Source organism: Bacillus sp. UNC69MF (assembly GCF_000746035.1).
Classification (GTDB): domain Bacteria; phylum Bacillota; class Bacilli; order Bacillales; family Bacillaceae; genus Bacillus; species Bacillus velezensis.
The window spans coordinates 345,669-369,167 of record NZ_KN050798.1; the positions used below are offsets into that span (position 1 = coordinate 345,669).

Below are 23,499 nucleotides of genomic sequence, written 5' to 3' on the forward strand. Positions count from 1 at the left end.
TGTGAACAAAACACAGAATTCGGATAACTATGTTTATGAAAACTCTATGTTAAATATTTTTAAAGAAGAGGATTATTTCGAAGGTTTTGCGCAGTATTATATAAGTATTTTTAAAGCTCAGATTGTTAAAGAAATAGATAGAATACCATCCGAAAGTCTGCTGGATAAGGGATGTCTTGTTGAATCGATATTAATTAATTATAAGAAAAAAATATACTATTTGGCGGGGAAAACACTTATCCATGAGTTTCATCAAACTTTTGACGAGTTTGATGAAAAAAATGAATCTAAAAATTATGATATATTCTCAGAAAGGCTGAAAAACTCCGCATTTGTTGAAGAAATACTCAATAATTATCCTGTATTGCAAGATTTAATCTCCAGATCCACTTCTGATTTTATACGCTTCACTATATCTATCATTAAACATTGGATTAATGACTATAAAAACATCCAACAAAAATTCAATCTTTCGTTCGGAAAAATGAGAAAGATTAATATGAATGCAGGGGATGTTCATAATGGCGGTAAAAGTGTTGTTATTATTGAATTTGAAAATAACAAACTCGTTTATAAACCCCGTTCACTGGAAATTGATGTTTTTTATGAAAAGGTCATTGATTATGTCAATCAGTATTATCAAACTAATTTAAAAACACCTTTATCCTTGGATCAAGGTGAGTACGGGTGGCAAGAGTATATACAGGCTGAACCGTGCGATAATATTGAACAGGTAAGAAATTATTATTACCAATTTGGAATGCATTTAGGATTTATTTATGCTTTTCAAGGGTCAGATTTTCATTTTGAAAATATCATAGCATGTCGTGATAAACCGGTGTTGGTTGATCTTGAGACTCTGTTTCAAAGCAGCCTCTTTTTTTCTGAGGAGAACAAGGAAAATGTTAATTTAATGGCATCAGCACAGGTAAATAAAACAATATTAAAATCTGCACTTTTTAACTATATGAGTTTTCCGGAAGATAACGGTTTGACTAATATAGGAGGCTTGATAAATACAGAAAATCAAAAAGGTGAAAAAGAAGAAGTGCTTCATATAAAAACAGATAAAATTTCTATGAGAAAGAAACAATATCTCTTTAAAAGGGGAAGGAACCTTCCTGTTTACAAAAATAATGTAGCAGAATGCTTTGAATTTGAAAGAGAGTTTATTGAAGGTTTCAAAAGAATATACTTTATTTTGAAAGAAGATTTATATATACGGAACCTTATAAGCGATTTAAATTATGCCCCCATTAGAATTATTGTCAGACCTACATATGTTTACGCTTCATTTCTTGAAACCCTCCTCCATCCTATGTATTTAAAAGATTATGGAGAAAGGATAAGGGTTTTATCTTTTATTAAGGATGCTTATACAAAATATGATGTATTTGATTCTATCAGTCCATTTGAGATCAATGATATGATGATCGGTGATATACCCTATTTTAATGCTCCTATTAGTGAAAAAAGGGTTTATTCAAATTCAATATACGTGGCGGATACAGGAATTATGAAACAAAGCGCTAAACAAGAAGTTTTAACTCGCTTAGAGAATATGTCAGAAGAAGACATGCACCAGCAAGTGAGCTTAATAAATATGTCCTTAAGCTCTACAGCGGCTAATTTGGATATCATTTGCAAAAATCAAATTGATGATTTTGCACCTGGATATTTTAAAAATGACATACAAATCAAAGAGCTGATTCAAATAGAAACAGATTGTATATTAAAACAAGCAATCGAATCGGAGAAATATCTTCAATGGGTATCAATAGTCTCGGCTCCCAATGGCACTTTATCCGTAGGCCCGCTGAGTTTTGGGCTGTACGATGGGTTAGCTGGAGTAGGGCATTATTTTTCAGCTTATGATTTTATTTATAATGATGAAAAAGTCAAGCCGATTCTTTGTAAAATAGTAAATTCAATTAATCAAATATATGAGCACAGCATTTATAAAACAAATTTCTCCGCTTTTTACGGGTCAAGTTCTTATATCTATTTTGTCAATAAAATGAGAGATACCGGACTTTTTTCGGAAAATGAAGTGAATAGTATGTGTAAAGCATACTTAGAGAAACTTCGTCAGGAAACCGCGCAAATAACACATACTGATTTTATAGGCGGACTCGCAGGTATATTAAAGGTTGTGATTCAGCTTGGCAAGTATTATCGGACTGAATTAATGGAAGATACGGCAAGGGCAGTTTGTAAAGAAATTTGCAAAAGAGCGATTCAAAATAGAAATGAAGCATTTTGGAAATCTGACGCGGATAAGAATATTGTTTTAGCAGGTTTTTCTCACGGTATTACTGGGATTTGTTATGCACTATCTGAATATTATGCGCATATTGAGGCATCTGAAGAAGTACTCAGACTGATTGAATCAGCTCTCAAATACGAAGATAGATTTTTTGATATTAAAATAAATAAATGGAGAGATAACAGAAAAAATGAGTCGGATTATTCTTCCGCAATGTGGTGTCATGGGTCTTGCGGTATTCTTCTTGGAAGAAGCAGGATATATGAAAATGTAGACGGGCGTATTCACGTCGGGTATATTAATGAGTCTTTAGATGACACATTGCTGAATGGAAATTCCCACCGTCAGGGCTACTCATTATGCCATGGAACGATGGGGAATATAGATGTACTTCACGCTATTAAGGATTTATCTCTCTTTAAAAATCGCAAGCAAGAGATTGAGAATACAATTAATATATGGGTTAACCATTTTAAAGAAACCCTATTGAAAAATGGCTGGCAAAATGGAATAAGAAATGATCATTCGGGACTTGGTATGATGTTAGGGAAAACCGGACAACTATTTGCACTCTTGAGATTAATTGATAAAGAAATTCCCACCCCGCTGGCTTTGGATTAAGGGGATTTCCCAAATGAAAAAGCGATCCTGTAAAGGACGCTTTTTTATATTAATTTTATTCCGCTGATTAAAATAATCGCCGCCATCACAAACTGCAGGGGGCGCGGTGAGAATTTCGGCGAAAAGAAGCTGCCGAGAAGCACACCCGGCACAGAGCCGATCAACAGATTCAATACAAGCAGGTAATCGACGCTTCCGAAGCTTGCGTTTAACAGACCGGCAGCAGTTACGAGCAGAAAGGCATGTGCGATATCCGTTCCCACCACTTCTGCCGTTTTCATTCTGAACAGGTATAGCATGGCGATCGCAAATAACGAGCCGGACCCAATAGATGTCAGGCCGACGATGAAGCCGAAAATGACGCCGATCAATATCATGAGTGTCCGCTTTTCTTCAAGCGTTTTTTGCTGCCAGCGGTTCGGCCGCAGTTTTTTATCGAAAAAAAGGCGGGCGATAATGGAAATGGCGACAAGGGTCAGTACGTAGCCGAGCGCCTGTTTGATAATCTGCTCCTGATGCTGGTGAAAAGCGGGAAACAAGTGAAGAACACCGATGGCGGCTGTTGCGCTGGGAATGCTTCCGAGCGCCAAGTAACCGACAAGTTTAAATTGAACGGTGCGCTGCTTCCAATGAGAAACGACACCGAACAGTTTGGTGATGGAGTTATATAAAAGGTCAGTGCCGACGGCGATTGAGGGGTTGATCCCCAAAACGATCAGTAAAGGAGTCAAAAGCGCCGCTCCTCCCACACCCGTCAATCCGACAAGCGTTCCGACAAAGAAACCCATAAACACAATGCTTACTGTCATCTGTGTGCCTCCTGAATAATCCTACTATTTTTATCAGATTATATATGATTAAGAGGCGGTAATCAATTAAATTTTCGGAAAATTTTATACAGAACAAAAAATCCGCCAGCCTGCTGTTATGTCGCAGACCGGCGGATGGCCGGATTATGATTTTTGCTGATAAAACGGAAGTTCCGTGTGGCCCATTTCTCTGACATACACGAAAAGATTGCCTTTATGATGAATTTCATGCTCCATGGCAAGCTGAAGGAGAGCCGCGCCGGTCACTTTTCTGCCGAAAGAGGCGGTCAGGTCAATTTCGCGGTTCAGCTGCTCTTCTGTCAGCTGTGACAGGATGTCTGTCGTTTTTTCAGTACACGTTTCAGCCAGTTTGACGAGGTCTGTTTCTGCTTCTTCTTTCGGTTTGTTCTGGATGGCTGATGCGTTTCCGTCGTTAATGACGTTTGCAAACATAAGAAAAGAATAAACCATGTGTTTTACAAGTTCCTGAGCGGACATTGATGTCTCTGCCGGCTTGTAATCGTAATGTTCGCGGCTGATTTTTTCCGCCAGCTCAATCGTCACGTTTCGATGTGACAGAAAGTGGCTGACCAATTGATTTTGTGCTGTCATGTGAAAACCCCCATTTAATACAGAATAAAAAGCTGCAAGGATATGCTATATCAACGGCACGGAAGAAACAAGCAATAAGCTTGTGACGGAGATAAATCGTTGCGGATATCCGAAATTCGACAATTGCGGTCTTTTTGCGTTCTTCTTTTTCTAGCAAATATGATAAAATATGACATATCTCGGTCATTCCAAAAGGGGGGATTTATTGAGGATGAAGCAGACTATTCCGTCCTCTTTTGTCGGGCTCAAAATTAATGAATGGTATACCCATATCCGGCAGTTTCACGTCCTTGAGGCGGAGCGCGTCAAACGTGAAGTAGAGAGAGAGATCGAGGATATGGAAGAAGATCAGGATCTGCTGCTGTATTATTCATTAATGGAATTCAGACACCGTGTCATGCTGGATTACATCAAGCCCTTAAAAGAGGACCCTTCTCAGCCTGAGTTTTCAGAATTATTGGAAGACATTGAAGGCAACCAGTATAAACTGACAGGACTGCTTGATTACTACTTTAATTTTTTTCGAGGAATGTACGAATTTAAACAGAAAATGTTCCTAAACGCCATGATGTATTACAAACGGGCTGAAAAAAACCTTGCACTCGTTTCTGATGACATCGAGAAAGCTGAGTTTGCTTTTAAAATGGCCGAGATATTTTACAACCTGAAACAAACCTACGTCTCCATGAGTTATGCCGTTCAAGCCCTTGAAACGTACCAATCGTATGAGACGTACAACGTCCGCAGAATCCAATGTGAATTCGTTATTGCAGGGAATTATGATGACATGCAGTATCCAGAAAGAGCATTGCCCCACTTAGAACTTGCTTTAGATCTTGCAAAACAAGAAGGCAATCCCCGTCTTATCAGTTCAGCCTTATATAATCTCGGAAACTGTTACGAAAAAATGGGAGACCTCTCTAAAGCAGCCGAATATTTTGAGACATCCGTTTCCATTTGCAGGTCAGAAAAGTTCGATAATCTTCCGCATTCTATTTACTCATTAACACAGGTTCTTTATAAACAGAACACTACAGCCGAAGCAGAGAAGCAATACCGCCTCGGGCTCAGTATCGCCCGCGAATACAATGATGAATTGTTTGTGAATCTGTTCCAATTTTTACATGCGTTATACGGCAAGGAAATGGATAACGCATCCGTCAGGCACACGTTTGATTTTCTGGAAGAACACATGCTGTATCCGTATGTGGAAGAATTGGCGCATGACGCTGCCAAATTTTACATGAAACACGGACAGCCTGAAAAAGCGCTCACGTTTTATGAAAAAATGGTGCACGCCCAAAAACAAATCCAGAGAGGAGATTGTCTATATGAAATCTAAACTGTTGTCAGGATTGCTGCTTGTTGCTGTCGGGTTCAGCTTTACACAGGTGATCGGCCATGAAAGCCATTTGGAAAACCAAGCGGACGGCACATTCCATATTGCCGCGCGCAACCAAACATAACATAAAGACCCTTCTGTGGAAGGGTCTTATTTTTTGCGTGCGTATCCATTCCATTTTTATCCGAACGCAGGGTCTATATGCTCAAGTTATCTGTCCTACGAATGCCACCTATTGATGAAAAAGGCATAAGGAGAGATGAAGAGTGGGGATTGAAGTGAAAAAACGGCTCGTATCGGCTGATAAATATGCGTTAAAATGTCCGAATCCGATGACGCCGGAGTATATTACCATTCATAACACGGCAAACGACGCATCCGCCGCTAATGAAATCAGCTATATGACGGGAAACAGCGAATCAACGAGCTATCATTTTGCGGTTGATGACAAAGAAGTGATCCAGGGAATTCCGTTGGACCGGAATGCCTGGCATTCGGGAGACGGCACGAACGGTACCGGAAACCGAAAGTCGATTGCTATAGAAATCTGTTACAGCAAGTCAGGCGGCGAACGGTACAGAGCCGCAGAAGAACTGGCGATTGCGTTCGCGGCGCAGCTTTTGAAAGAACGGGGCTGGGGGATTGACAGAATCAGAAAGCATCAGGACTGGAACGGAAAGTACTGCCCGCACCGCATTTTGTCTGAAGGCCGCTGGGATGAAGTGAAGGCGAAGATTGAAAAAAAATTAAGCGGGAGTATGCCGGCGAAAAAAGCCTCTATTGCTTCTTCCGCGTCTGAATACCATGTGAAAAAAGGCGACACCTTATCGGAAATCGCCGCATCGCACGGTGTCAGCGTAAAATCGCTGCAAAGCATCAACCATATCACCGATCCGAATCACATTACAGTCGGACAAGTGATCAAGCTCGCTCAGACGGGTTCTTCTTCAAAAAGTCAGGCTGTGTCTTCCTATCCGCTTCCATCCGGTGTGATCAAAGTGACGAAACCGCTGACGAAAGGGACAAACGTAAAACAAGTGCAAAACGCTTTATCCGCTCTTTATTTTTATCCCGATAAAGGAGCAAAAAATCATGGGGCGGACGGCGTTTACGGTCCGAAAACGGCAAATGCCGTAAAACGTTTTCAATCCGTCAGCGGATTAACGGCAGACGGAATTTACGGCCCGAAAACGAAGGCGAAAATTGAAGAAAAACTGTAATCAATAAAACGGAAGCCCCCCGGGCTTCCGTTTCTTCTTACATACAAACTGCTGCAAGGGCCTTTTGAATATCATAAATGCTTTCATCTTTTTTAAACTGCTTTGAGACAGCGGGAAGCTCCGCGCCTGAAATCCAAATTTTCAGCTCTGAATCAAGGTCAAAGCGGCCGGCAGTTTCTACGCTGAATCTGGAAATGCTCTTGTACGGAATGGATTGAATCTCCGTTTTCTTCCCTGTGAGTCCCTGTTTATCAACAAGAATAAGACGCTTATCCGTAAAGACAATGATATCTCGGACAAGCTTAAATGCGGCGTTGACATTCTCACCTTCCAGCAGAATACGAGCCAGTTCTGCTTTTGCTTCAGCCGTCGATATTGTCGACGCATTGCCCAGCAATCCATTGATGAACCCCATGATATATCCCCCCCTGATACGTATTCTATCAAATCATACTATAAAAAGGTTTCCATTCCCAGGTGAGTAGAGTAAACTGGTGCTGACTGGAAAAGGAGAGCATGTTACACATGAAAGATAGATATGATAATTTCGCAGCCCTATCTGCTGCTGAATCGGAATACAGAATTATTTATGAAGAAAAAGAGGGAAGTAAATGTATCGTCCTCGCTCCCCACGGCGGCAGGATTGAGCCGGGTGTCAGTGAGCTGGTGCGGGCATTTTCTGACCAAAGCTCAATTTATTTATTTGAAGGAACGAAGCGGTGCGATAACCGTTCTCTCCATTTGACAAGCACACGTTTTGACGAACCCCTGGCTTTAGAAAAAGTGACCGCCCATCATTACGGATTGGCTTTTCATGGGTATCATGATCTGAAAAAGGCAAATACACTCGTCGGGGGCGCGGATCTGGAAAAAGCAAGACTGATTTGTGATCTGCTGCGTGAAGCGGGGTTTGATGCCGAGCTGACAGAGAAGAATGATCGGCTGGCAGGTGTAAATCCCGGCAACATTGTCAATCGGACAAAAAGGAAAATGGGGCTGCAATTGGAAGTGAGCACGGCGCAGAGACACGCGCTGTTCAGTAATTTTGGCTGCCGGGGAGAAAAATATACGCCAACCGATCTGTTTTTTCGGTATGTAGAAGCCGTGAAGGCCGGTTTTTATGATAAATGAACAGGGGGCCCGTTCTTATATTTACTGGAGCTATACGGTGCAAGAAGTGCTTGGCGGGCAGCACGGTGAGAACAGCGTCATGATGCAAAAAACCTTTCCTGCGATTTAAAATGCCGACACTCTGGCGGCAGAGTATCGCTAATTTTCAATAAAATACGGCGTTTTTTCTTCAGCGGCATGCAAGTGTGTCTGTCCGCTTTCATAATACACATTCGGCCGCTTGTCGGATAACAGACAAGCGAGCCGCTTCTGAAATTGAATACCTGCTTTACGCCGTTCAAACAGCTCCAGCCTTTTTTCCGCAAATGATGCCGTCACCCGGAAAGCGGCTGCGATTAAAATAACGGCATGGCTCCTTCGCTGGGGAAGCTCCATGTTTAACAGCATAAAGGTCGGCACACAGAAGTGGTACATAAAATGGTTGGCCTGAAATTCCTGCAGTTCCCTGAACAGCTTGTTCATATGAAAATGGTTGCCGGTATGTTTCAGCACATGGCACAGTTCGTGCGCAAAATCCTGCCATTGCTCTTCGGGTGACTTTTTTTGATTCAGGACGATGCTGTACATGCCGTCCCGCTTCAGCATCATACTGTGCGTATCTTCAAAATGAATCCAAATGTCAAGCTCCTTGGCAATCATCTGCATATCAATATGGAGAGGGGCGGTCATTCCCATGCGGCAATATAAGTTTTTGACGTATTCCTCAAGATGTGTTAAAAAATCGCCCAATTGAATACACCCTTTCGAACATATGTTCTTTTTTTAAGCGAGAAAGAAAAGCCCTGATCGGACTTTGAATCAATTCCCTTTTCTTTTAAAAATAAACATTCAGCTTTTATATCGGCTGAACGTTAAGCAGTTTAAAGGAAAAGAGCGGATTATTTATGTTTCGGCCTGCGGTTTTTCTCTTTTTCTTTTAAATAATTAATGAATTCAATGGCCTGCTGTTTGCTCTCCGGGGAAAAGTCCTGCATGTCCCGATATGCGATCTGCAGGTCGGGATCGGCAAACATGTCTTCATCTGAAGGTTCTTTTCCGGTTAACAAATAATCAGTCGACACTTTGAAATAATCCGCAAGCTTTTGCAGCGTGTCGTAATCGGGTTCAGATCGGCCGTTTTCATAATGAGAATATCTGGCGCGCGAGACACCGATATGATTTGCGACTTCTTCCTGCGTTTTCTTTCCTCTGAGACTCTTTAATCTTCCGCCTATCATCCGAATGACCTCTCTTTTTTCAACACCCTAAGTTACTTATGATTATAGATACAAAATGTATCAAAATAAAGAGATGATAAAAAAAGTATCAAAAAGGTCTTGATGATACGAAATGTATCGTATATAATCAACATCATAAGGATACAAAATGTATCAATATACGATAAAAAATTGATCAGGAGGGTGAGAGATGCAGCCGATAATCATCCGTTTCAGCAGCAATCCGGCTGACCAGAGATGTTTAGGAAAAGCAGGCGGTTCGATATCTTTTACCGCTTGCGGACTTCCGGTATTCCGATTTGATAACCGATTGCAGTATGAACGCTATATAGGTCTGAAGACAAACGGAGACGTCCCTTATGAATCGTAAAAGCTACCCGTTTTTCATCTATTCCGGATTACTGAATTCAGAACATTATGACAAAATAGGGTCCGCCATTTGGCTGTTTTTATGGTTCATCAGCTCAACGACAAAGGAACACGTAAAAGACGGTGTAAAGTGGGGGATCGTCCTTGGTCATAAGCCCGTAAAAGCAAGAGAGATGGCCGATGTATTTGCCGTCAGCGAAAAAACCGTCAGACGGTGGCTTGAGGTTTTGGAACAGCATGAATATATCAAAACCGTCCGCGCCCCTTACGGACTCATCGTCTCCGTAAAGCACTCGAAAAGATTCACGCCGAAAAAGACATTGACCCGCCCGGAAGCAACTGACCGGACAATATCGGCGGATCACCGGGACAAAAATGTCCGGAGAGAAATAGATATAACAAAAAATCATACTGCTGAAGAAACGATTAACGACATTGCCGCCCATTTTATCAGATTAAGGTCTGCACAGGAGGGGCGGAGCGTATACCCGTCGCCCCGGGATTATCAGGCCATCGCCCGTATTGTTTCCCTCGGTGCGTCAGCACAAGAAGCAATCAAATGGCTCGGCGAATGCTTTACCGCTTTTGAACAGCGGCGCACATCTTCAGCTGAAACGATCAAGGCTTTCAGCTATTGCGCCAAGTATATGGAAGACCGCTTGAATGCACGAATTGCGGGAAGGACAATCACAACAAAAAAAGAGAGGAATACGATACATGACAAAACGAACGATCGAGCAGATACTGGCCGACCTGAAAAACGGAAAACGTCCATTACTGGCGGACAGACCGGAAGAATCAGACGAAAGCCGCTTTGACTGTCCGCTCTGTAAAGATCAGGGCGGTTATCTCAAAAACCAGCTGGGAATGGATGTGTGGGTTAAGTGCCGCTGCGCCGCCGAACGAAAAGCAGAGCGCATCCTCAGCGCAAGTGAGATTACAGGCGCCTTTCGGAAGCTGGATTTCAAAGGATTTATCACGCGGGGCAAGCCTCAGGCAGTCGTCGACGCATATGAGTGCGCCCTTGAATATGTTGAAAACTTCGACAAGATTAAAAACTGCCGGAAAAACAGCATTGCCCTTTTAGGGCGTCCGGGGTCGGGAAAAACCCATCTTTTGACCGCTCTCAGCAATTATGTCATGAGACAGAAGCAGACACCCGTGCTGTATTTTCCTTTTGTGGAGGGATTTACGGATTTAAAAAATGATTTTGATCTGCTTGATGCAAAGCTTGGCCGTATGAAACAGGCGGATGTGCTTTTTATTGACGATCTGTTCAAACCGCTGAACGGAAAACCCCGGGCGACCGATTGGCAGATTGAACAAATGTACGCCGTCGTGAATTACCGCTATTTAAATCATAAGCCGGTTCTTATCTCGAGCGAGCTGGCCTGTGACGGACTGGTGCAGGTTGATGAAGCCTTGGGCACAAGAATTTATGAGATGTGCAGCGATTATTTAGTCATCATTAATGGCAATTCATTTGACGTAAACCACAGATTAGAGGGGGCGAGATAATGTGTAAGCTGTGCGGGCCGAAGAAGGTCATTGTGACGGAAACGGGTTTCGGCGCTGTCTTTCACCCTTGCCCGAACTGCAAAACAGGCACTGATTTAACGCCGGTCATTAAACGTCTTGAGCGAATGGTTCAAGACGCAAAAGCGAGGCTTGATGCACGTGTATAAATATATTAAATGGCTTTTTTGCCTGCTGTTCAGGGCGAAACGGATAGAAAAGCAAATTGAAGCATGGCATGAGGCTGATGGAAAGTGAGGATAACCATTGCAAGAAAAACACAGCCCCGCTCCATGGCGGGCCGTACACAGCGGAGAAGAAAAACCCATTTACATTTATTCCGCTTACAGCGAAGCGGATAAAGAGAAGTTCCCTTATTCAAACGGAAGGCTCATCGCGGCCGTTTTCAACTTAAGTTCATACTCTCAGCAGATCAACGCGGCATTGATGGCAAAGGCTCCGGAACTTTTTGAGGCGGCCGAAACGGCTCTCCGCCTGCTCCGGGGAGAAAGTTCTGAAGAAAAAGAAGCGTTCATAAATGAGCTCGGAAGTCTCATACATGAAGTAAACATCCTGAAAAAAACGGAGGACGTAAAACATGAATCCTAAAAAACTGACTGACATTGAACATACAACATTACAAAGCCAGCTGGAAGAAGGCAAGGTTCGGGTGATTATTATAGACGGACTGAAGAAGGAAGCATGGCTCGCCGAAGCGCCGGAGCACGGCAAAACGCTTGTCGAAACGCGAAAAGGGGATCTGGCCCGGGTCGAATATGAAATCGGCTTTAAATTGAATTAATCGAAAAAAACAGAATACGTCCAAGACGGAAAGCCTGCGGACACTGATCAATCGCGTACATGCTGCGCATTGGTTGGTGTCCTTTTTTTGTTCCGAAAAAGAGGAGGATCTGCATGGAAGACTTACTATTTGAATATAAACGCACGCTGAAAGAGACGAAAAAGTGGTACAAGCAGCTGGAGGAAGCCGATGAAACGGTGCTTACTTCAGAAGAACTGAAAGATAAAAAAATCATCAGAACGATCATTACAGATGTGGAATATGTCATCGAATGGCTTGAAAAAGGCCGGCAGCCCGGCATAAGAAGAGCGATAGACCGCAGAGACGCTTATCAGAGAATGCTGATTAAAGATCCGAGAATCATAGAAACCTATTCGCAGGCGCTGATGTTTGAACCTTCCGGGAATGTGACTGAAGAAGACAGAATCAGACTGCGGGACGCATTAGCCGTTTTAACGGATAGAGAAAAAGAAATGCTGCTGCTCCACAAAGCGGAATGCTTTTCATATGAACGGATCGCCGCCTTGCTGAATGTAAAGAAATCAACCGTACAGACGACGGTCAAACGGGCGCTTCTAAAAATACAAAAACAGCAGGAACAAAGAAATCAATCGCCTGCTTCATAAGTTGTCATACGTTTGCCACCTAGAAGTGAACAGACGATCACAAAAAGCGGCCCGATTAGAAGCCGCTTTTTATTATAGACAATCATGTCGGAGGTGGCGGTGATGCCGTAGCATGAAAAACGCAAAAAGAAAACAGGCATTTACAATCTATCAGTCTCATAAAGGCCGCATCACAAATCGCGCCCTTGCCGGCAAATCAGGCGTATCCGCAAGAACGATCGGCAGATGGAAAAAAGAAGGGCGCTGGGACGAGGCGCTTCATAAGAACGCGGAAAGCGGCGGAAAAAATAACCCGGGCGAAGGTGATGAGTTAAACGAACGCCAGCGGCTGTTTTGTCTTTATTATGTGAAAAGCTTTAACGCCACCCAATCTGCGATAAAAGCCGGGTATTCACCGGAAAGCGCGCATGTGACGGGAAGCAGGCTGTTAAAAAACGAAAAAGTCGCCAAAGAAATCAGCCGCATGAAAAAGGAAATGGTCAATAAAGTGTTTGTCGAAGCGATGGACGTTCTTCAAGTCTATGTGAAAATCGCTTTCGCCGACATTACCGATTATGTAACCTTCGGAAAAAAAGAGGTTCAGGCCTTCGGAAAATCAGGGCCGCTCTTTGACGAAAATGATAAGCCGATTATGCAGGAAATCAGCTACGTTGACGTTAAAGATTCGCACCTTCTGGACGGAACCATCGTCACAGAAGCAAAACTCGGAAAAGAGGGCATTGCAATAAAGCTTGCCGACAAGATGAAGGCTCTTGAAAAGCTGTCCTTGTACTTTGACCTTTTCCCTGATCAATTTAAACAAAAAATCGAAAATGAAAAATTAAAGCTGGCACAGCAGAAGATGGAAAAAACAGAAGACAGCCAAAAGCCGATTGACATTGTCATTACGCGGAAAGAGGAACGGTCATGATTGAAAAAGCGGTCAACCCGCGCTTTGAAGATTATTTGTTCAATTGGAATGAAACGTACCAATTTCTCGTCGGAGGCTACGGCTCGTCAAAAAGCTATCATACCGCGCTGAAAATCATCCTGAAGCTGCTTCGTGAAAAGCGGACGGCGCTTGTCGTGCGGGAAGTTTTCGATACGCACAGAGATTCTACGTTTGCCTTGTTTGAAGATATTATCGGGGAGCTTGAGCTGGGACATGCCGTAAAAGCCGTGTCTTCACCGATGCAGCTGAGATTTTCAAACGGAAGCCGGATTATGTTTAAAGGGATGGACAACCCGGCCAAATTGAAATCCATTCATCATATTTCACTGATTTGGATTGAAGAATGCTCTGAAGTGAAGTATGAAGGCTTTAAGGAGCTGATCGGGCGTCTGCGCCATCCCGAGCTTTCGCTTCATATGATATGCACCACAAATCCCGTCGGCACCTCCAATTGGACGTACCGGCATTTTTTTCGTGATGAGCAAAAAAAACGCTTCGTATTGGATGATCAGACGCTGTATGAAAAAGGCACCGTCGTTAAGGGGGATACGTATTACCACCACTCCACAGCGTGCGATAATCTGTTTTTGCCGAAAAGCTATATTAAGCAGCTGGACAGTTTACGGCATTACGATCCCGATTTATACCGGATCGCCCGCAAAGGACAGTTCGGCATCAATGGCATCCGCGTGTTTCCGCAGTTTCAGGTCATGGAGCACAACGAAGTAACGGAGCGGATTGCTTCCATCAGGCGCCCCCTGTTTCGGACCGGCATGGATTTCGGTTTTGAAGAGTCATACAATGCGGTCATCCGGCTTGCCGTCGATCCGGATCAAAAAGAGCTTTATATTTTCTGGGAGTATTACAAAAACAAAATGACCGATGATCAGACAGCTGAGGAGCTTCAGGAATTGGCGGATCAAAAAGAGCTGATCAAAGCGGATTCGGCTGAGCCGAAAAGCATCCAATATTTTCGCAGGCAGGGCTTTTGCATGGTTGCGGCCAAAAAGTTTCCGGGCTCAAGACTTCAGTATACAAAAAAACTGAAACGGTTCAAACACATCTATTGCTCAGACAGCTGTCAACATACGATCCGCGAATTGCAGAACTTAACGTACGCAAAAAACAAAAACGGCGCTCTGTCGGAAGATGAGTTTTCAATTGATCCCCACACACTTTCAGCCATTTGGTATGCGCTGGATGACTATGACGCGGCGGATCTGAAAGATGCATCACAAAAACGGAGACGTCCGAATCGGGAAAGGAGGAGGTAGGCGTTGCCGAACTATCAAAACGTTAGAGCCACCGTCTTTAAATCAAAAATGGCCGCGCCGCAGGCAAGGCAGATGAACGAAGATCAATTTGCCGATCTGTACGGCGAAGACATCATTTCACCGCCCTATAATCTCATTGAACTGAAAACAATCGCCGAATACTCGACGATTCTTCAGCAGTGCATTGACGCGTATCGGGTCAATATTACGGGTTTTGGGTTTGATGTGGAATACACCTTTGATGTAAATAGCCCAGATTGCTCCCCGTCAAAAAAGGCCCGGGCCGAAAAAAACTGGATGAAGCTGGAGAGCTTTTACAAATGTCTTCATTTTGATGAATCGGCCGAGACGATCCTCGGATATGCGATAGAAGACCGTGAAAAAACGGGCAACGGTTTTCTCGAAGTGCTTCGGGACGGGGCGGGAAAACCAGCGGGGATTGAATATCTGGATGTGAAACATATGCGCGTCTGCGGTGTGACTGATCCCGTTGAAGTTACATTTTCATATGAAGAAAACGGCGCATCCAAAACGATTAAAAGGCAAAAACGGTTCCGTAAATATGTTCAGATGCTGAACGGTCGGAAAGTGTTTTTTAAGGAATACGGCGATCCCCGCATGATGGACATGAGAACCGGCGAATACGTAAAGACCCTGTCTGAAGAATACCGGGCAAATGAAGCCATTCACTTAAAAATCGGCAGCGGCACTTACGGAATTCCGCGCTGGGTCGGCAATATCGTCAATCTGTACGGCGCCCGGAAAGCGGAAGAACTGAATTTTATGTATTTCAAGCAGGGCCGTCACGTGCCGGCCGCCATTACGGTTGAAAACGGCATGCTGTCAGAAGCATCGTACAAAGAACTCCAGGATTATATGAATGACCTGGAAGGGGTGGAAAATGCCCACAAATTTCTGCTGATTGAGGCGGAAGGCATTGCGAAGGAAAAAGACCTTCACGGAGGCGAAGACATTACGCCCGTGTCTGTGGAAATTAAATCACTTGCGGAAATTCTGCAGGATGATGCGCTGTTTCTTGAATATGACGACAAAAGCAGAAATAAACTCCGCTCCGCTTTCCGTCTCCCGCCGCTTTATACGGGCGAGGCGCAGGAATACAACAAAGCCACCGCCGATACGGCACGGAAAATAACGGAGGAGCAGGTGTTTCAGCCGGAGCGGAAAACGCTGATTAATAAGCTCAACACGTTATTTTTGCCTGAACTGGGTCTCCACGATGTACAGCTTACATTAAAAGGGCCTGATTTTCGCGATCCGCTTGAAATTGCGAAGGTGCTTACACCATTTATTTCCGCCGGCGCGGTCTCTCCTAATGACCTCCGTGATCTGGCCGGAAGAGTGCTCGGCAAGACGCTTGAGGAATGGCCTGAAGAGTACTACAGCCGGCCGGTGCTGAAAGGGAAAAAGGAGCAATCCTGAAAGGGGGTGAAAACATCTCGTGCCGAGAGAATTGAGAAATGCCGTCATCAGTTTTGTGAGCTATGTCGATAAGGCGGCGAACCAAACGGAATTCTTTTTTACAAAATCAGCCGGAGGCCTTCCGTCATTTGAAAAAAAGGTGCAGGTGTTTACAAAAAGCGAATCGGATGAGCAGAAGCTTGTTTACGGCATCGTTTACGAGCCGGATGTCCCGGATGCCCATGGCGATTATATGACGGCTGAAGAGATTGAAAAGGCTGCTCACGGTTTTTTGGCGGACGCCCGCAACATCGATACAAATCATAATTTTGAAGGCGGGACCGGCGAGGTGGTGGAGTCGTACGTCGCCCCGGATGACTTTGAAATCGGGAATGCTGTGATCCGGAAAGGATCTTGGGTGCTTGTCACCAAAGCTTCCGATGAAGTATGGGATCAGATTAAAGCCGGTATCATTACGGGCTACAGCATGGCGGGAACCGCTGACGTTTACGAAGAGCCGGCAGAAAAGCAAGCCGGCTTATTCGGCGCGGTCAAGCAATTTCTCGACCGTGACCGCAAATCAAGAAACCGCAAGGGAGAGGACTTGAACAAGATGAGAAAAGAAGACGTAAGAGAATCGATTGAACACGCGCTGCACCCGCTTTTAAAGCGGCTTGACAGCTTGGACCAAAACACGGAAGACAAAGACGGGGCGGCTGCGCCGTCTGATGAAGAAAAGCTGAAAACGCTTGTTGAGGACATGCTCGCGCCGATTATTAAACGCATTGAAGCGCTTGAAAAAGTAAGAGGCGCATCAAAGCAGCCGGAAGAAGAGACGGGCGGCCAAGAGCCTGTTAAAAAATCCATTTGGAGCGGACTGCTTTAAGCCCAGTCAGAAGGAGGAACTGTAGAGTGAGAAATCAAGATATCATCAGAAAGGCGGAAATGTCACTTTCCGCTTTAAAAAGCGGCGGTTTAATGAACCCCGCACAAGCTTCAGCATTTATCCGCATGGTGCAGAACACGCCGACTATTTTCAGCGAATCGCGTGTGATTCAAATGGAAAATGACTCGCAGAAATTTGAAAAAATCGGTTTCGGCCAGCGTATTCTGCGTGCCGCTGAGGAAGGAAAAGCCTTAACTGACGATCAGCTGACCGTTCCGGCAACAAGTACGGTGCAGCTGAATACGAAAGAAGTCATTGCGGAAATTAATATCACCTATGACACGCTTGAAAATAATATTGAAAAAGACGGTCTGCAGCAGACGATCATGCAGATTTTGGCGGAGCGGGCGGCAGTCGATATTGAGGAGCTTGTCGTAAACGGCGATACATCTTCTTCTGATCCGTACTTGGCACAGCTTGACGGAATCCGTAAGCAGACTGTATCTCACGTCATTGACGGAAACGGGGAAGAACTGTCCAGAGCCACATTTAAAAAAGGCTTAAAAGCCATTCCGGCAAAATATTTGCGCCTGCCTCAGGAATTCAGATTTTACACATCTCAAGGCATGGAGATTGAATGGAAAGACCGTGTGGCTGACCGTCAGACCAATCTGGGGGATCTTGCGGTGCAGGGCGGTTTGTCTTCAGCATTCGGCGTTCCGGTCAAAGGAGTGTCCAATCTGCAGCCGTACTCGGTTGGAGAAGGTGATTCCCAGTACGATGCGTCTGACATCATTTTGACTCACCCGAAAAATATCATTCTCGGTTTTTCACGGAATATCCGAATCGAAGTAGATAAAGATATTCGCAGCCGCAAATTTATTATCGTACTGACGGCTAAACTTGACAGCAAATTTGAAGAAGAAGATGCAAGCGCCAAAATCGTAAACGTTAAAGAATAAGACGGGGGTGGCAGTTATGTTAATTCAGCCGTCTGACGTTGTTTCATATTCAGTTTATGATCAAGTCAAAAACAGGCCGGAGCCGCTTCTAATACAGGACATTCTGGAGGCGGAGGCGGAAGCGGCCAGAATGGCGGGGCATTCGTTCACTGACCCTATTTACTCACCGCTTCCCGAAAAGATTAAGCTTGCGTTATTAAAGCTTTCTCAATATTTTGCGCTGATCAACCAGAATGAAGCAGCCGCTTCCGCCTATCAATCTGAAAAGATAGGCGACTACTCGTATACGGTGGCAGGTGAAGGCGGAATCAGAAAACCGGCGGTTCACCATCTGCTCTGTGAATATATCACGCCGGGTTATTCCCCGGTTTCTGCAAACGCAAAGGTGAGACCTTTATGAGCTACGAACGGCTGCTCACTGACAGATGCGATATTTATCATGAGACGGTGTCAGTTCCGAAGGCCGGACGCTTCGGGATTCCCGCCGAAAAGCTCCAGCCTGTCTTTTCTTATCCGGAAGTGCCCGACGCTGAAGACGTGCCGTGTCTGTTTGTTGAAAAACAGCAGCAGCTTATTCAGCTTGCGCCTGATCATAAGGTATATCAGCGGTTTCTCGTTCATTTTCCGAAAGAGGCCGCTGTGCGTGTCAATGACAAAATCATTTGGGAAGGACAGGCGTATATTCTGGAAATGCCGAAGAAAGCAAGACAGCACCATTGGGAGGTTATCGCTGTGAGAGATGACAGACTATGAGCATAAAAAACCTTGAGCAATGGAATCGGTCGCTGCAAAAGGCATCATCCGGAGAATTTGCCCGTCAGGCAGGCGAATGGCTGGAACAGTCAGGAGAGGATTTTCTCGACATGGTAAGGGAGGAGCTTGTTCATTCGGGAGGAATTGAAACAGAAAACCTGCTGTCTTCTTTCCGAAAAGGAGCGCAGGATCATGTATGGATCATTGAAAACGGGGGACTGACCCTTGAAATCGGCACCAATGTAGAGTATGCCTCATTCATAAATGACGGACATTGGACCGTCTCAGATGAAAATGTCAGATGGGTGCCCGGGTATTTTCAAGGCTCCCGGTTCATCTATGATCCGTCAGCTTCAACGGGAATGGCGCTCAAAAAACAGTGGATCAGCGGGAATGGGTTTTGGGACAAAGCCCTTCTTTTGTATGAAACACTCTTCGCCGAATCGCTGGACAAGCGTTTCAATCAGTGGCTTAACACGTTGGGGGGAGATATCGGATGAATCGCGAAACCGGTTCAATCGCCGCTTTTTTGTATCAGCAGTGCGGCGTGCCCGTATATGAAAATGAACTGCCTGAACAATTTCAGGTGCCGTCACTATACATTCCGCCCCCATTTGTTTTTGACGAAAATGATACAGTCTCCACTTATAAGAAAACGTACAGTCTGAATGTGAAGCTGTTCCATGCCGACTCGGTGCAGGCGCTCTATACAGCCGACCGGATCGCTGATGCGGTGAGAGAATCAAGACAGCTGATTCCGCTGCTTACGGAATCAGGGGAGGATACCGGTGATTTCGTCCGCATCAGCCGTATCGAAACAAGAGTCGGAGACAAAGGCGAGGCAGTGATCACAATCCGCTGGACGAGCCGCTACTACTATCAGAAACAAACATCTCCCGCACTGCGGGATGTGGACATTAACAGCGGGGTGAAAGAAAAGTGAAACAACATAAAAAGAAAAATGCCGCAGCGGCGGAACGAGCGGTTCTTTATGACACGGCGGATTTAACAAAGCACGCGAAGGAGCTTTTCGGCGTAAAACCTGAGATTCTCCAGGGGGCTTTATTCGGCGTGAAGCAAAAACAAATGACAAAAGCGCAAGCCAAGTCTTACATTGAAGCATTTTTAACCAAGGAGGTCATGCAATAATGAACGGCGGAACATTTACGCAAGGAAAAGAAAAAGAACGTGCCGGGATCTATTTTAACTTTAAAACAACCGCCCAGGAGCGGGTATCGATCGGTGAACGCGGGATTGTCGCCCTTCCTGTCGCATCCGGCTGGGGGGAAGCGAAAACATTCGTTTCCATTTCAAGCATTGAAGATTTGAATAAAAAAGTGGGGCTCAGTATTGAAGATCCGTCACTGATTCTGCTTCGTGAGGCGAAAAAGAAAGCAAAAACCGTTTTGATGTACCGTCTGACAGAGGGAATCAGAGCGAGCGCCGATCTTTCACAAGGTGTTAAAGCAACCGCTTTGTACGGCGGTTCAAAAGGAAATGACATCATCATCCGCATCAGTGAAAACGTCCTTGATCAGACCGCTTTCGATGTGACCACTTACATGGATGAAGCGGAAGTTGACAAACAAACGGTGAAAAAAGCCGAAGAATTAAAAGCAAACGGCTATGTCACATTCACGGGAACGGGCGAACTGTCGGCTTCCATCCCGCTGACAGGCACTGAGGAAGAATCCGGGGAAACGTTAAACCCGCAGGCAGGCATCCGTCTCGCGGGCGGAACTGATAAAGCACCGGTCAACTCAGACTATACGGATTTTTTAGCTGCTGCTGAAACGGAGAATTTCGATGTCATCGCTCTTCCTGTCGCGGAAAACGATCAGCTGAAAGCGACATTTGCCGCATTCATTAAACGCCTTCGCGATGCGCAGGGACAGAAAGTGCAAGGGGTGACCGCCCATTACAGCGGGGATTATGAAGGCATTATCAATGTTACTGAAGGTGTGCTGCTGGAAGACGGAACCGAGATTAAAGCTGAAGATGCGACCGCCTGGGTGGCAGGCGCAAGTGCCAGCGCCGCATTTAATCAATCCTTAACATTCGTTGAATACGAAGGCGCCGTCGATGTGCTGCACCGCCTGACCCATGATGAAGTGATCGAACGTCTTTCCAAAGGTGAATTCCTTTTCTCTTATGATGCCCGTGATAAGTCAGTCAGCGTTGAAAAAGATATCAACTCATTGGTGACATTTACGGCAGAGAAAAACAAAAAGTTCGCGAAAAACAAAATCGTCCGTGTGCTTGATGCGGTGAATAACGATTTGACACGTGAACTGAAAGCCTTAATTAAATCGAAAAAAGGCACGGGCAGCGATCTTCCTGCGACAAATGACGGCCTTCAATTCGTCAAAACGATGATCATTCAATATTTGACTACGCTTCAGGATGCGGGCGGCATCGCCAACTTTGATTCAGACAAAGACATTATAATCGGGCTGAATGAAGACCGCGACGGCTTTTTAATCGATCTCGCTGTACAGCCTGTGGATGCGGCAGAAAAATTCTACTTTAACGTGGAGGTAAACTAAGATGGCATTAAAAGCGCAAAACACAATTTCAGGAAAAGAAGGCCGTTTATTTCTCGACGGAGAAGAGATGGCGCATATTAAAACGTTTGAAGCAAACGTGGAAAAAAACAAATCAGAAGTAAACATCATGGGCCGCCGCATGACGGGACATAAAACAACAGGCGCCAACGGAACGGGCACGGCAACATTCTATAAGGTCACATCCAAATTCGCCGTCCTTATGATGGATTACGTCAAAAAAGGCAGCGACCCGTATTTTACGCTGCAAGCCGTTCTTGATGACAAATCATCGGGCCGCGGAACAGAACGCGTCACTCTGTATGACGTCAACTTTGATTCTGCAAAAATCGCCGGACTGGACGTAGACTCAGAAGCACTCGAAGAAGAAGTGCCGTTTACCTTTGAAGATTTCGATGTGCCGGAAAAGCTTTCTGAAACGTTTTAATTAAGATCGGTATGAGTGAAACAGGCCTTTTTACAGGCCTGTTTTTTATAAAAAATAGAGTAAGGGAGTTTTCATCATGAGCGAAAAAAACGAACAAGTATATGATCTATCATTCTTTATGCCAGGTAAAACAGTCGAGGCTGAGGAGATTCGGGTTCCGCTTTCAAAGCGTTTTGTCGATAAAAAAGGAAACATCGTGCCTTTTATTTTTAAAGCCATTACGACTGAGCGCATTGATGAACTGGAGAAGGAAAGCACGACATATAAAAATGTGAAGGGCAGAGGCCGCGTAAAAGACTTAGACAGCCAGCGCTTCTATGCGCGGATCGCGGTTGAATCTACGATTTACCCTGATTTCCGGTCTAAGGAGCTCCGCGACGCTTACAAAACGGCAGATCCGGTCGAGGTGGCAAAACGCGTGCTTTCAGTCGGCGGTGAGTATGCAAATTGGCTGAATAAAGCGATTGAGATCAATGGTTTTGAAGATGAATTAGAAGATCTGGAGCAAGAAGCAAAAAACTGATAAAAGATGGGAATAAGGAAGCCGTGTATCTCTATTACGCGATGCATGAGCTTCATTATTCTCCATCAGAACTGAAAGAGTTATATGAAGCACCGAGACATTTTAAGGCGCTGTTGTACGGTTTAATCGGTTACAAGCTGGACATTCTTGAAAAACAAGCGAAGAAAGGGGGAGCGACATCATGGCAAAGCTGACCGCCCGTTTTGAATTGGAAGATCGGGTTTCAAAGAAAATAAGGAAAATCCAAAATGGCTTCAGAGCGCTTGAGAAATACAGGAAAATGACAAAACGCCAAAGTGAAATTGATATACGCAAAGAGAGTAAATCTGTTTTAAGAACAATTGACCGCATCCAGCGCTCTATGAAAAGAAAGCTGGGCGCACAAATGATCTCTATTTCAGCTGAAGACGGAGCCAGTGCCGTCATTCAAAAGGTGCAAGCCCAATTAGCGGGTCTGCCTGCGTCTTTAACCATTAAAATAGGAGCAAAAGACAGCGCGACAGCGGCATTTGAGAGATTGCGGGATCTGGCTGCCGGTTTTAAAGGATTTACCGTTTCACTGTATGCGTCAGACGAAGTGACCCCTGCCATGGAACGTATCAAACGCTATATGCAATCTGCGTTAAAGAACGGGTACTCTGTCACTATACGCGTCATAGATCACGTCATGAAAACAGTCGGCCGAATTTCAGCGGGCATTGATTCGCTGACGGGAAAAAACAATGTTATTCAATTATCGTTAAACGAAAAGGTGACAGCACAGCTGGCTGCAATGCAAAAGAATATGCCGGACGTCGGAAAAGCTTCTGCATCTGCTGCTCCTGCTTCGCCGAAAAACGATTTTTCAATGCTTGACTCCATTGCAGACACCTTCATGAAAAAAGTCAATGACATCGCATCCAAATTTTATCCGGAAACAATCATAGCGGAACTGGATAAATTCGCTGCAAGCTTTATGAAGAAAGCGGACGAAATCGCAAGCAAATTCAGCCCGGAGACGATATTAGCCGAACTGGACAAGTTCACAACGTCATTCATGGGAAAAGTAGACGAAATCGCGAGCAAATTCAGCCCGGAGACGATTTTAGCAGAGCTGGACAAATTCACGACCTCATTCATGGGAAAAGTGGACGAAATCGCAAGCAAATTCAGCCCGGAGACGATATTAGCCGAACTGGACAAGTTCACGACCTCATTCATGGGAAAAGTAGACGAAATCGCGAGCAAATT

The 23,499-nt window shown here is 44.7% G+C and carries 31 protein-coding genes and 1 pseudogene; 27 read left to right on the forward strand and 5 right to left on the reverse strand.

Annotation, left to right across the window (positions count from 1 at the left end):
• The first annotated feature begins 1 nt into the window (after position 1).
• The gene (locus tag BR62_RS0113975; protein ID WP_032871267.1) at positions 2-2,887 is read left to right on the forward strand and encodes a type 2 lanthipeptide synthetase LanM family protein; all 2,886 of its coding nucleotides are present in this window, start codon (positions 2-4) and stop codon (positions 2,885-2,887) included.
• Positions 2,888-2,931: 44 nt separating this feature from the next.
• On the opposite strand, the gene BR62_RS0113980 is transcribed toward BR62_RS0113975, so the two are convergent.
• Together BR62_RS0113980 and BR62_RS0113985 are read right to left on the reverse strand one after the other, a co-directional pair.
• On the reverse strand, positions 2,932-3,696 hold the full coding sequence (locus BR62_RS0113980) for a sulfite exporter TauE/SafE family protein (protein ID WP_007610763.1): 765 nt from the start codon (positions 3,694-3,696) through the stop codon (positions 2,932-2,934).
• 144 nt (positions 3,697-3,840) lie between these two features.
• On the reverse strand, positions 3,841-4,308 hold the full coding sequence (locus BR62_RS0113985) for a DinB family protein (protein WP_025284602.1): 468 nt from the start codon (positions 4,306-4,308) through the stop codon (positions 3,841-3,843).
• A 205-nt stretch (positions 4,309-4,513) separates the two neighbouring features.
• Here BR62_RS0113985 and BR62_RS0113990 point away from each other — a divergent pair, with 205 nt between their 5' ends.
• The 3 genes from BR62_RS0113990 to BR62_RS0114000 all read left to right on the forward strand — a co-directional run bounded on the left by BR62_RS0113990 (position 4,514) and on the right by BR62_RS0114000 (position 6,870).
• Positions 4,514-5,650, forward strand: a complete 1,137-nt coding sequence (locus tag BR62_RS0113990; RefSeq protein ID WP_087920760.1) for a Rap family tetratricopeptide repeat protein — start codon at positions 4,514-4,516, stop codon at positions 5,648-5,650.
• Positions 5,640-5,774, forward strand: coding sequence for a PhrA family phosphatase inhibitor (locus BR62_RS19595; protein ID WP_003154881.1), 135 nt, complete (start codon positions 5,640-5,642; stop codon positions 5,772-5,774). Before BR62_RS0113990 ends, BR62_RS19595 begins: the two co-directional genes overlap by 11 nt.
• Positions 5,775-5,916: 142 nt before the next feature.
• Positions 5,917-6,870, forward strand: a complete 954-nt coding sequence (locus BR62_RS0114000; protein WP_015417280.1) for an N-acetylmuramoyl-L-alanine amidase — start codon at positions 5,917-5,919, stop codon at positions 6,868-6,870.
• Between the two features lie 37 nt (positions 6,871-6,907).
• On the opposite strand, the gene BR62_RS0114005 is transcribed toward BR62_RS0114000, so the two are convergent.
• Complete coding sequence (locus tag BR62_RS0114005) at positions 6,908-7,285, reverse strand: PH domain-containing protein (protein ID WP_007610770.1); 378 nt, start codon at positions 7,283-7,285, stop codon at positions 6,908-6,910.
• A gap of 110 nt (positions 7,286-7,395) precedes the next feature.
• Between BR62_RS0114005 and BR62_RS0114010 the strand changes: the two genes are divergently transcribed.
• Positions 7,396-8,001 carry a poly-gamma-glutamate hydrolase family protein gene (locus BR62_RS0114010; RefSeq protein WP_015239671.1) on the forward strand — a complete coding sequence of 202 codons (606 nt, stop codon included), beginning with the start codon at positions 7,396-7,398 and terminating at the stop codon, positions 7,999-8,001.
• Between the two features lie 138 nt (positions 8,002-8,139).
• Here the strand turns inward: BR62_RS0114010 and BR62_RS0114015 are convergent, their stop codons facing one another.
• Both BR62_RS0114015 and xre read right to left on the reverse strand, forming a co-directional pair.
• Positions 8,140-8,730: an ImmA/IrrE family metallo-endopeptidase gene (locus BR62_RS0114015; RefSeq protein WP_007610775.1), complete on the reverse strand. Its 591-nt coding sequence runs from the start codon at positions 8,728-8,730 to the stop codon at positions 8,140-8,142.
• Between the two features lie 149 nt (positions 8,731-8,879).
• Positions 8,880-9,218 carry an HTH-type transcriptional regulator Xre gene (gene xre / locus BR62_RS0114020; RefSeq protein ID WP_003154871.1) on the reverse strand — a complete coding sequence of 113 codons (339 nt, stop codon included), beginning with the start codon at positions 9,216-9,218 and terminating at the stop codon, positions 8,880-8,882.
• 190 nt (positions 9,219-9,408) lie between these two features.
• Between xre and BR62_RS0114025 the strand changes: the two genes are divergently transcribed.
• The 22 genes and pseudogenes from BR62_RS0114025 to BR62_RS19750 all read left to right on the forward strand — a co-directional run.
• Positions 9,409-9,588 (forward strand): hypothetical protein, encoded by a 180-nt coding sequence (locus tag BR62_RS0114025; RefSeq protein WP_007407285.1) that lies wholly within the window; start codon positions 9,409-9,411, stop codon positions 9,586-9,588.
• Positions 9,578-10,405, forward strand: a complete 828-nt coding sequence (locus BR62_RS0114030) for a hypothetical protein (protein ID WP_025284603.1) — start codon at positions 9,578-9,580, stop codon at positions 10,403-10,405. Before BR62_RS0114025 ends, BR62_RS0114030 begins: the two co-directional genes overlap by 11 nt.
• The gene (locus tag BR62_RS0114035; protein ID WP_014417520.1) at positions 10,305-11,105 is read left to right on the forward strand and encodes an ATP-binding protein; all 801 of its coding nucleotides are present in this window, start codon (positions 10,305-10,307) and stop codon (positions 11,103-11,105) included. The genes BR62_RS0114030 and BR62_RS0114035 overlap by 101 nt, the downstream gene beginning before the upstream one ends.
• The gene (locus BR62_RS19745; protein ID WP_003154863.1) at positions 11,105-11,272 is read left to right on the forward strand and encodes a hypothetical protein; all 168 of its coding nucleotides are present in this window, start codon (positions 11,105-11,107) and stop codon (positions 11,270-11,272) included. Before BR62_RS0114035 ends, BR62_RS19745 begins: the two co-directional genes overlap by 1 nt.
• A gap of 97 nt (positions 11,273-11,369) precedes the next feature.
• On the forward strand, positions 11,370-11,711 hold the full coding sequence (locus tag BR62_RS0114040; RefSeq protein WP_015239676.1) for a hypothetical protein: 342 nt from the start codon (positions 11,370-11,372) through the stop codon (positions 11,709-11,711).
• Positions 11,701-11,904, forward strand: a complete 204-nt coding sequence (locus BR62_RS0114045; protein WP_032871270.1) for an XtrA/YqaO family protein — start codon at positions 11,701-11,703, stop codon at positions 11,902-11,904. The genes BR62_RS0114040 and BR62_RS0114045 overlap by 11 nt, the downstream gene beginning before the upstream one ends.
• Positions 11,905-12,017: 113 nt before the next feature.
• A complete protein-coding gene (locus tag BR62_RS0114050) occupies positions 12,018-12,530 on the forward strand; it encodes a sigma-70 family RNA polymerase sigma factor (protein ID WP_007407279.1) in 513 nt (170 codons plus the stop codon).
• A gap of 112 nt (positions 12,531-12,642) precedes the next feature.
• A complete protein-coding gene (locus tag BR62_RS0114055; protein ID WP_007407278.1) occupies positions 12,643-13,440 on the forward strand; it encodes a terminase small subunit in 798 nt (265 codons plus the stop codon).
• Complete coding sequence (locus tag BR62_RS0114060; RefSeq protein ID WP_032871272.1) at positions 13,437-14,735, forward strand: PBSX family phage terminase large subunit; 1,299 nt, start codon at positions 13,437-13,439, stop codon at positions 14,733-14,735. The genes BR62_RS0114055 and BR62_RS0114060 overlap by 4 nt, the downstream gene beginning before the upstream one ends.
• Positions 14,736-14,783: 48 nt before the next feature.
• A complete protein-coding gene (locus BR62_RS0114065) occupies positions 14,784-16,175 on the forward strand; it encodes a phage portal protein (protein ID WP_094031916.1) in 1,392 nt (463 codons plus the stop codon).
• A 19-nt stretch (positions 16,176-16,194) separates the two neighbouring features.
• Positions 16,195-17,040: an XkdF-like putative serine protease domain-containing protein gene (locus tag BR62_RS0114070; protein ID WP_007407275.1), complete on the forward strand. Its 846-nt coding sequence runs from the start codon at positions 16,195-16,197 to the stop codon at positions 17,038-17,040.
• A gap of 26 nt (positions 17,041-17,066) precedes the next feature.
• Positions 17,067-18,002 (forward strand): phage major capsid protein, encoded by a 936-nt coding sequence (locus BR62_RS0114075; protein ID WP_007407274.1) that lies wholly within the window; start codon positions 17,067-17,069, stop codon positions 18,000-18,002.
• A gap of 16 nt (positions 18,003-18,018) precedes the next feature.
• Complete coding sequence (gene yqbG / locus BR62_RS0114080; protein ID WP_032871274.1) at positions 18,019-18,402, forward strand: protein YqbG; 384 nt, start codon at positions 18,019-18,021, stop codon at positions 18,400-18,402.
• Positions 18,399-18,755, forward strand: a complete 357-nt coding sequence (locus tag BR62_RS0114085) for a DUF3599 family protein (protein ID WP_007407272.1) — start codon at positions 18,399-18,401, stop codon at positions 18,753-18,755. Before yqbG ends, BR62_RS0114085 begins: the two co-directional genes overlap by 4 nt.
• Positions 18,752-19,255: an HK97 gp10 family phage protein gene (locus tag BR62_RS0114090; RefSeq protein WP_025284607.1), complete on the forward strand. Its 504-nt coding sequence runs from the start codon at positions 18,752-18,754 to the stop codon at positions 19,253-19,255. Before BR62_RS0114085 ends, BR62_RS0114090 begins: the two co-directional genes overlap by 4 nt.
• Positions 19,252-19,698 (forward strand): hypothetical protein, encoded by a 447-nt coding sequence (locus tag BR62_RS0114095; protein WP_032871277.1) that lies wholly within the window; start codon positions 19,252-19,254, stop codon positions 19,696-19,698. The genes BR62_RS0114090 and BR62_RS0114095 overlap by 4 nt, the downstream gene beginning before the upstream one ends.
• Positions 19,695-19,904 (forward strand): YqzN/YkzM domain-containing protein, encoded by a 210-nt coding sequence (locus BR62_RS0114100; RefSeq protein WP_007610809.1) that lies wholly within the window; start codon positions 19,695-19,697, stop codon positions 19,902-19,904. Before BR62_RS0114095 ends, BR62_RS0114100 begins: the two co-directional genes overlap by 4 nt.
• On the forward strand, positions 19,904-21,301 hold the full coding sequence (locus BR62_RS0114105) for a phage tail sheath family protein (RefSeq protein WP_025284608.1): 1,398 nt from the start codon (positions 19,904-19,906) through the stop codon (positions 21,299-21,301). Before BR62_RS0114100 ends, BR62_RS0114105 begins: the two co-directional genes overlap by 1 nt.
• 1 nt (position 21,302) lies before the next feature.
• Entirely contained in the window at positions 21,303-21,746 is a 444-nt protein-coding gene (locus tag BR62_RS0114110; protein WP_003154837.1) for a phage tail tube protein, read from the forward strand.
• 76 nt (positions 21,747-21,822) lie between these two features.
• Positions 21,823-22,269, forward strand: a complete 447-nt coding sequence (locus BR62_RS0114115) for a phage tail assembly chaperone (RefSeq protein WP_003154836.1) — start codon at positions 21,823-21,825, stop codon at positions 22,267-22,269.
• Positions 22,270-22,310: 41 nt separating this feature from the next.
• Complete coding sequence (locus BR62_RS19600) at positions 22,311-22,463, forward strand: hypothetical protein (RefSeq protein ID WP_015239684.1); 153 nt, start codon at positions 22,311-22,313, stop codon at positions 22,461-22,463.
• Positions 22,451-23,499: pseudogene (locus tag BR62_RS19750) on the forward strand (transglycosylase SLT domain-containing protein); the annotation flags it as partial. The gene BR62_RS19600 and the pseudogene BR62_RS19750, both read left to right, overlap by 13 nt.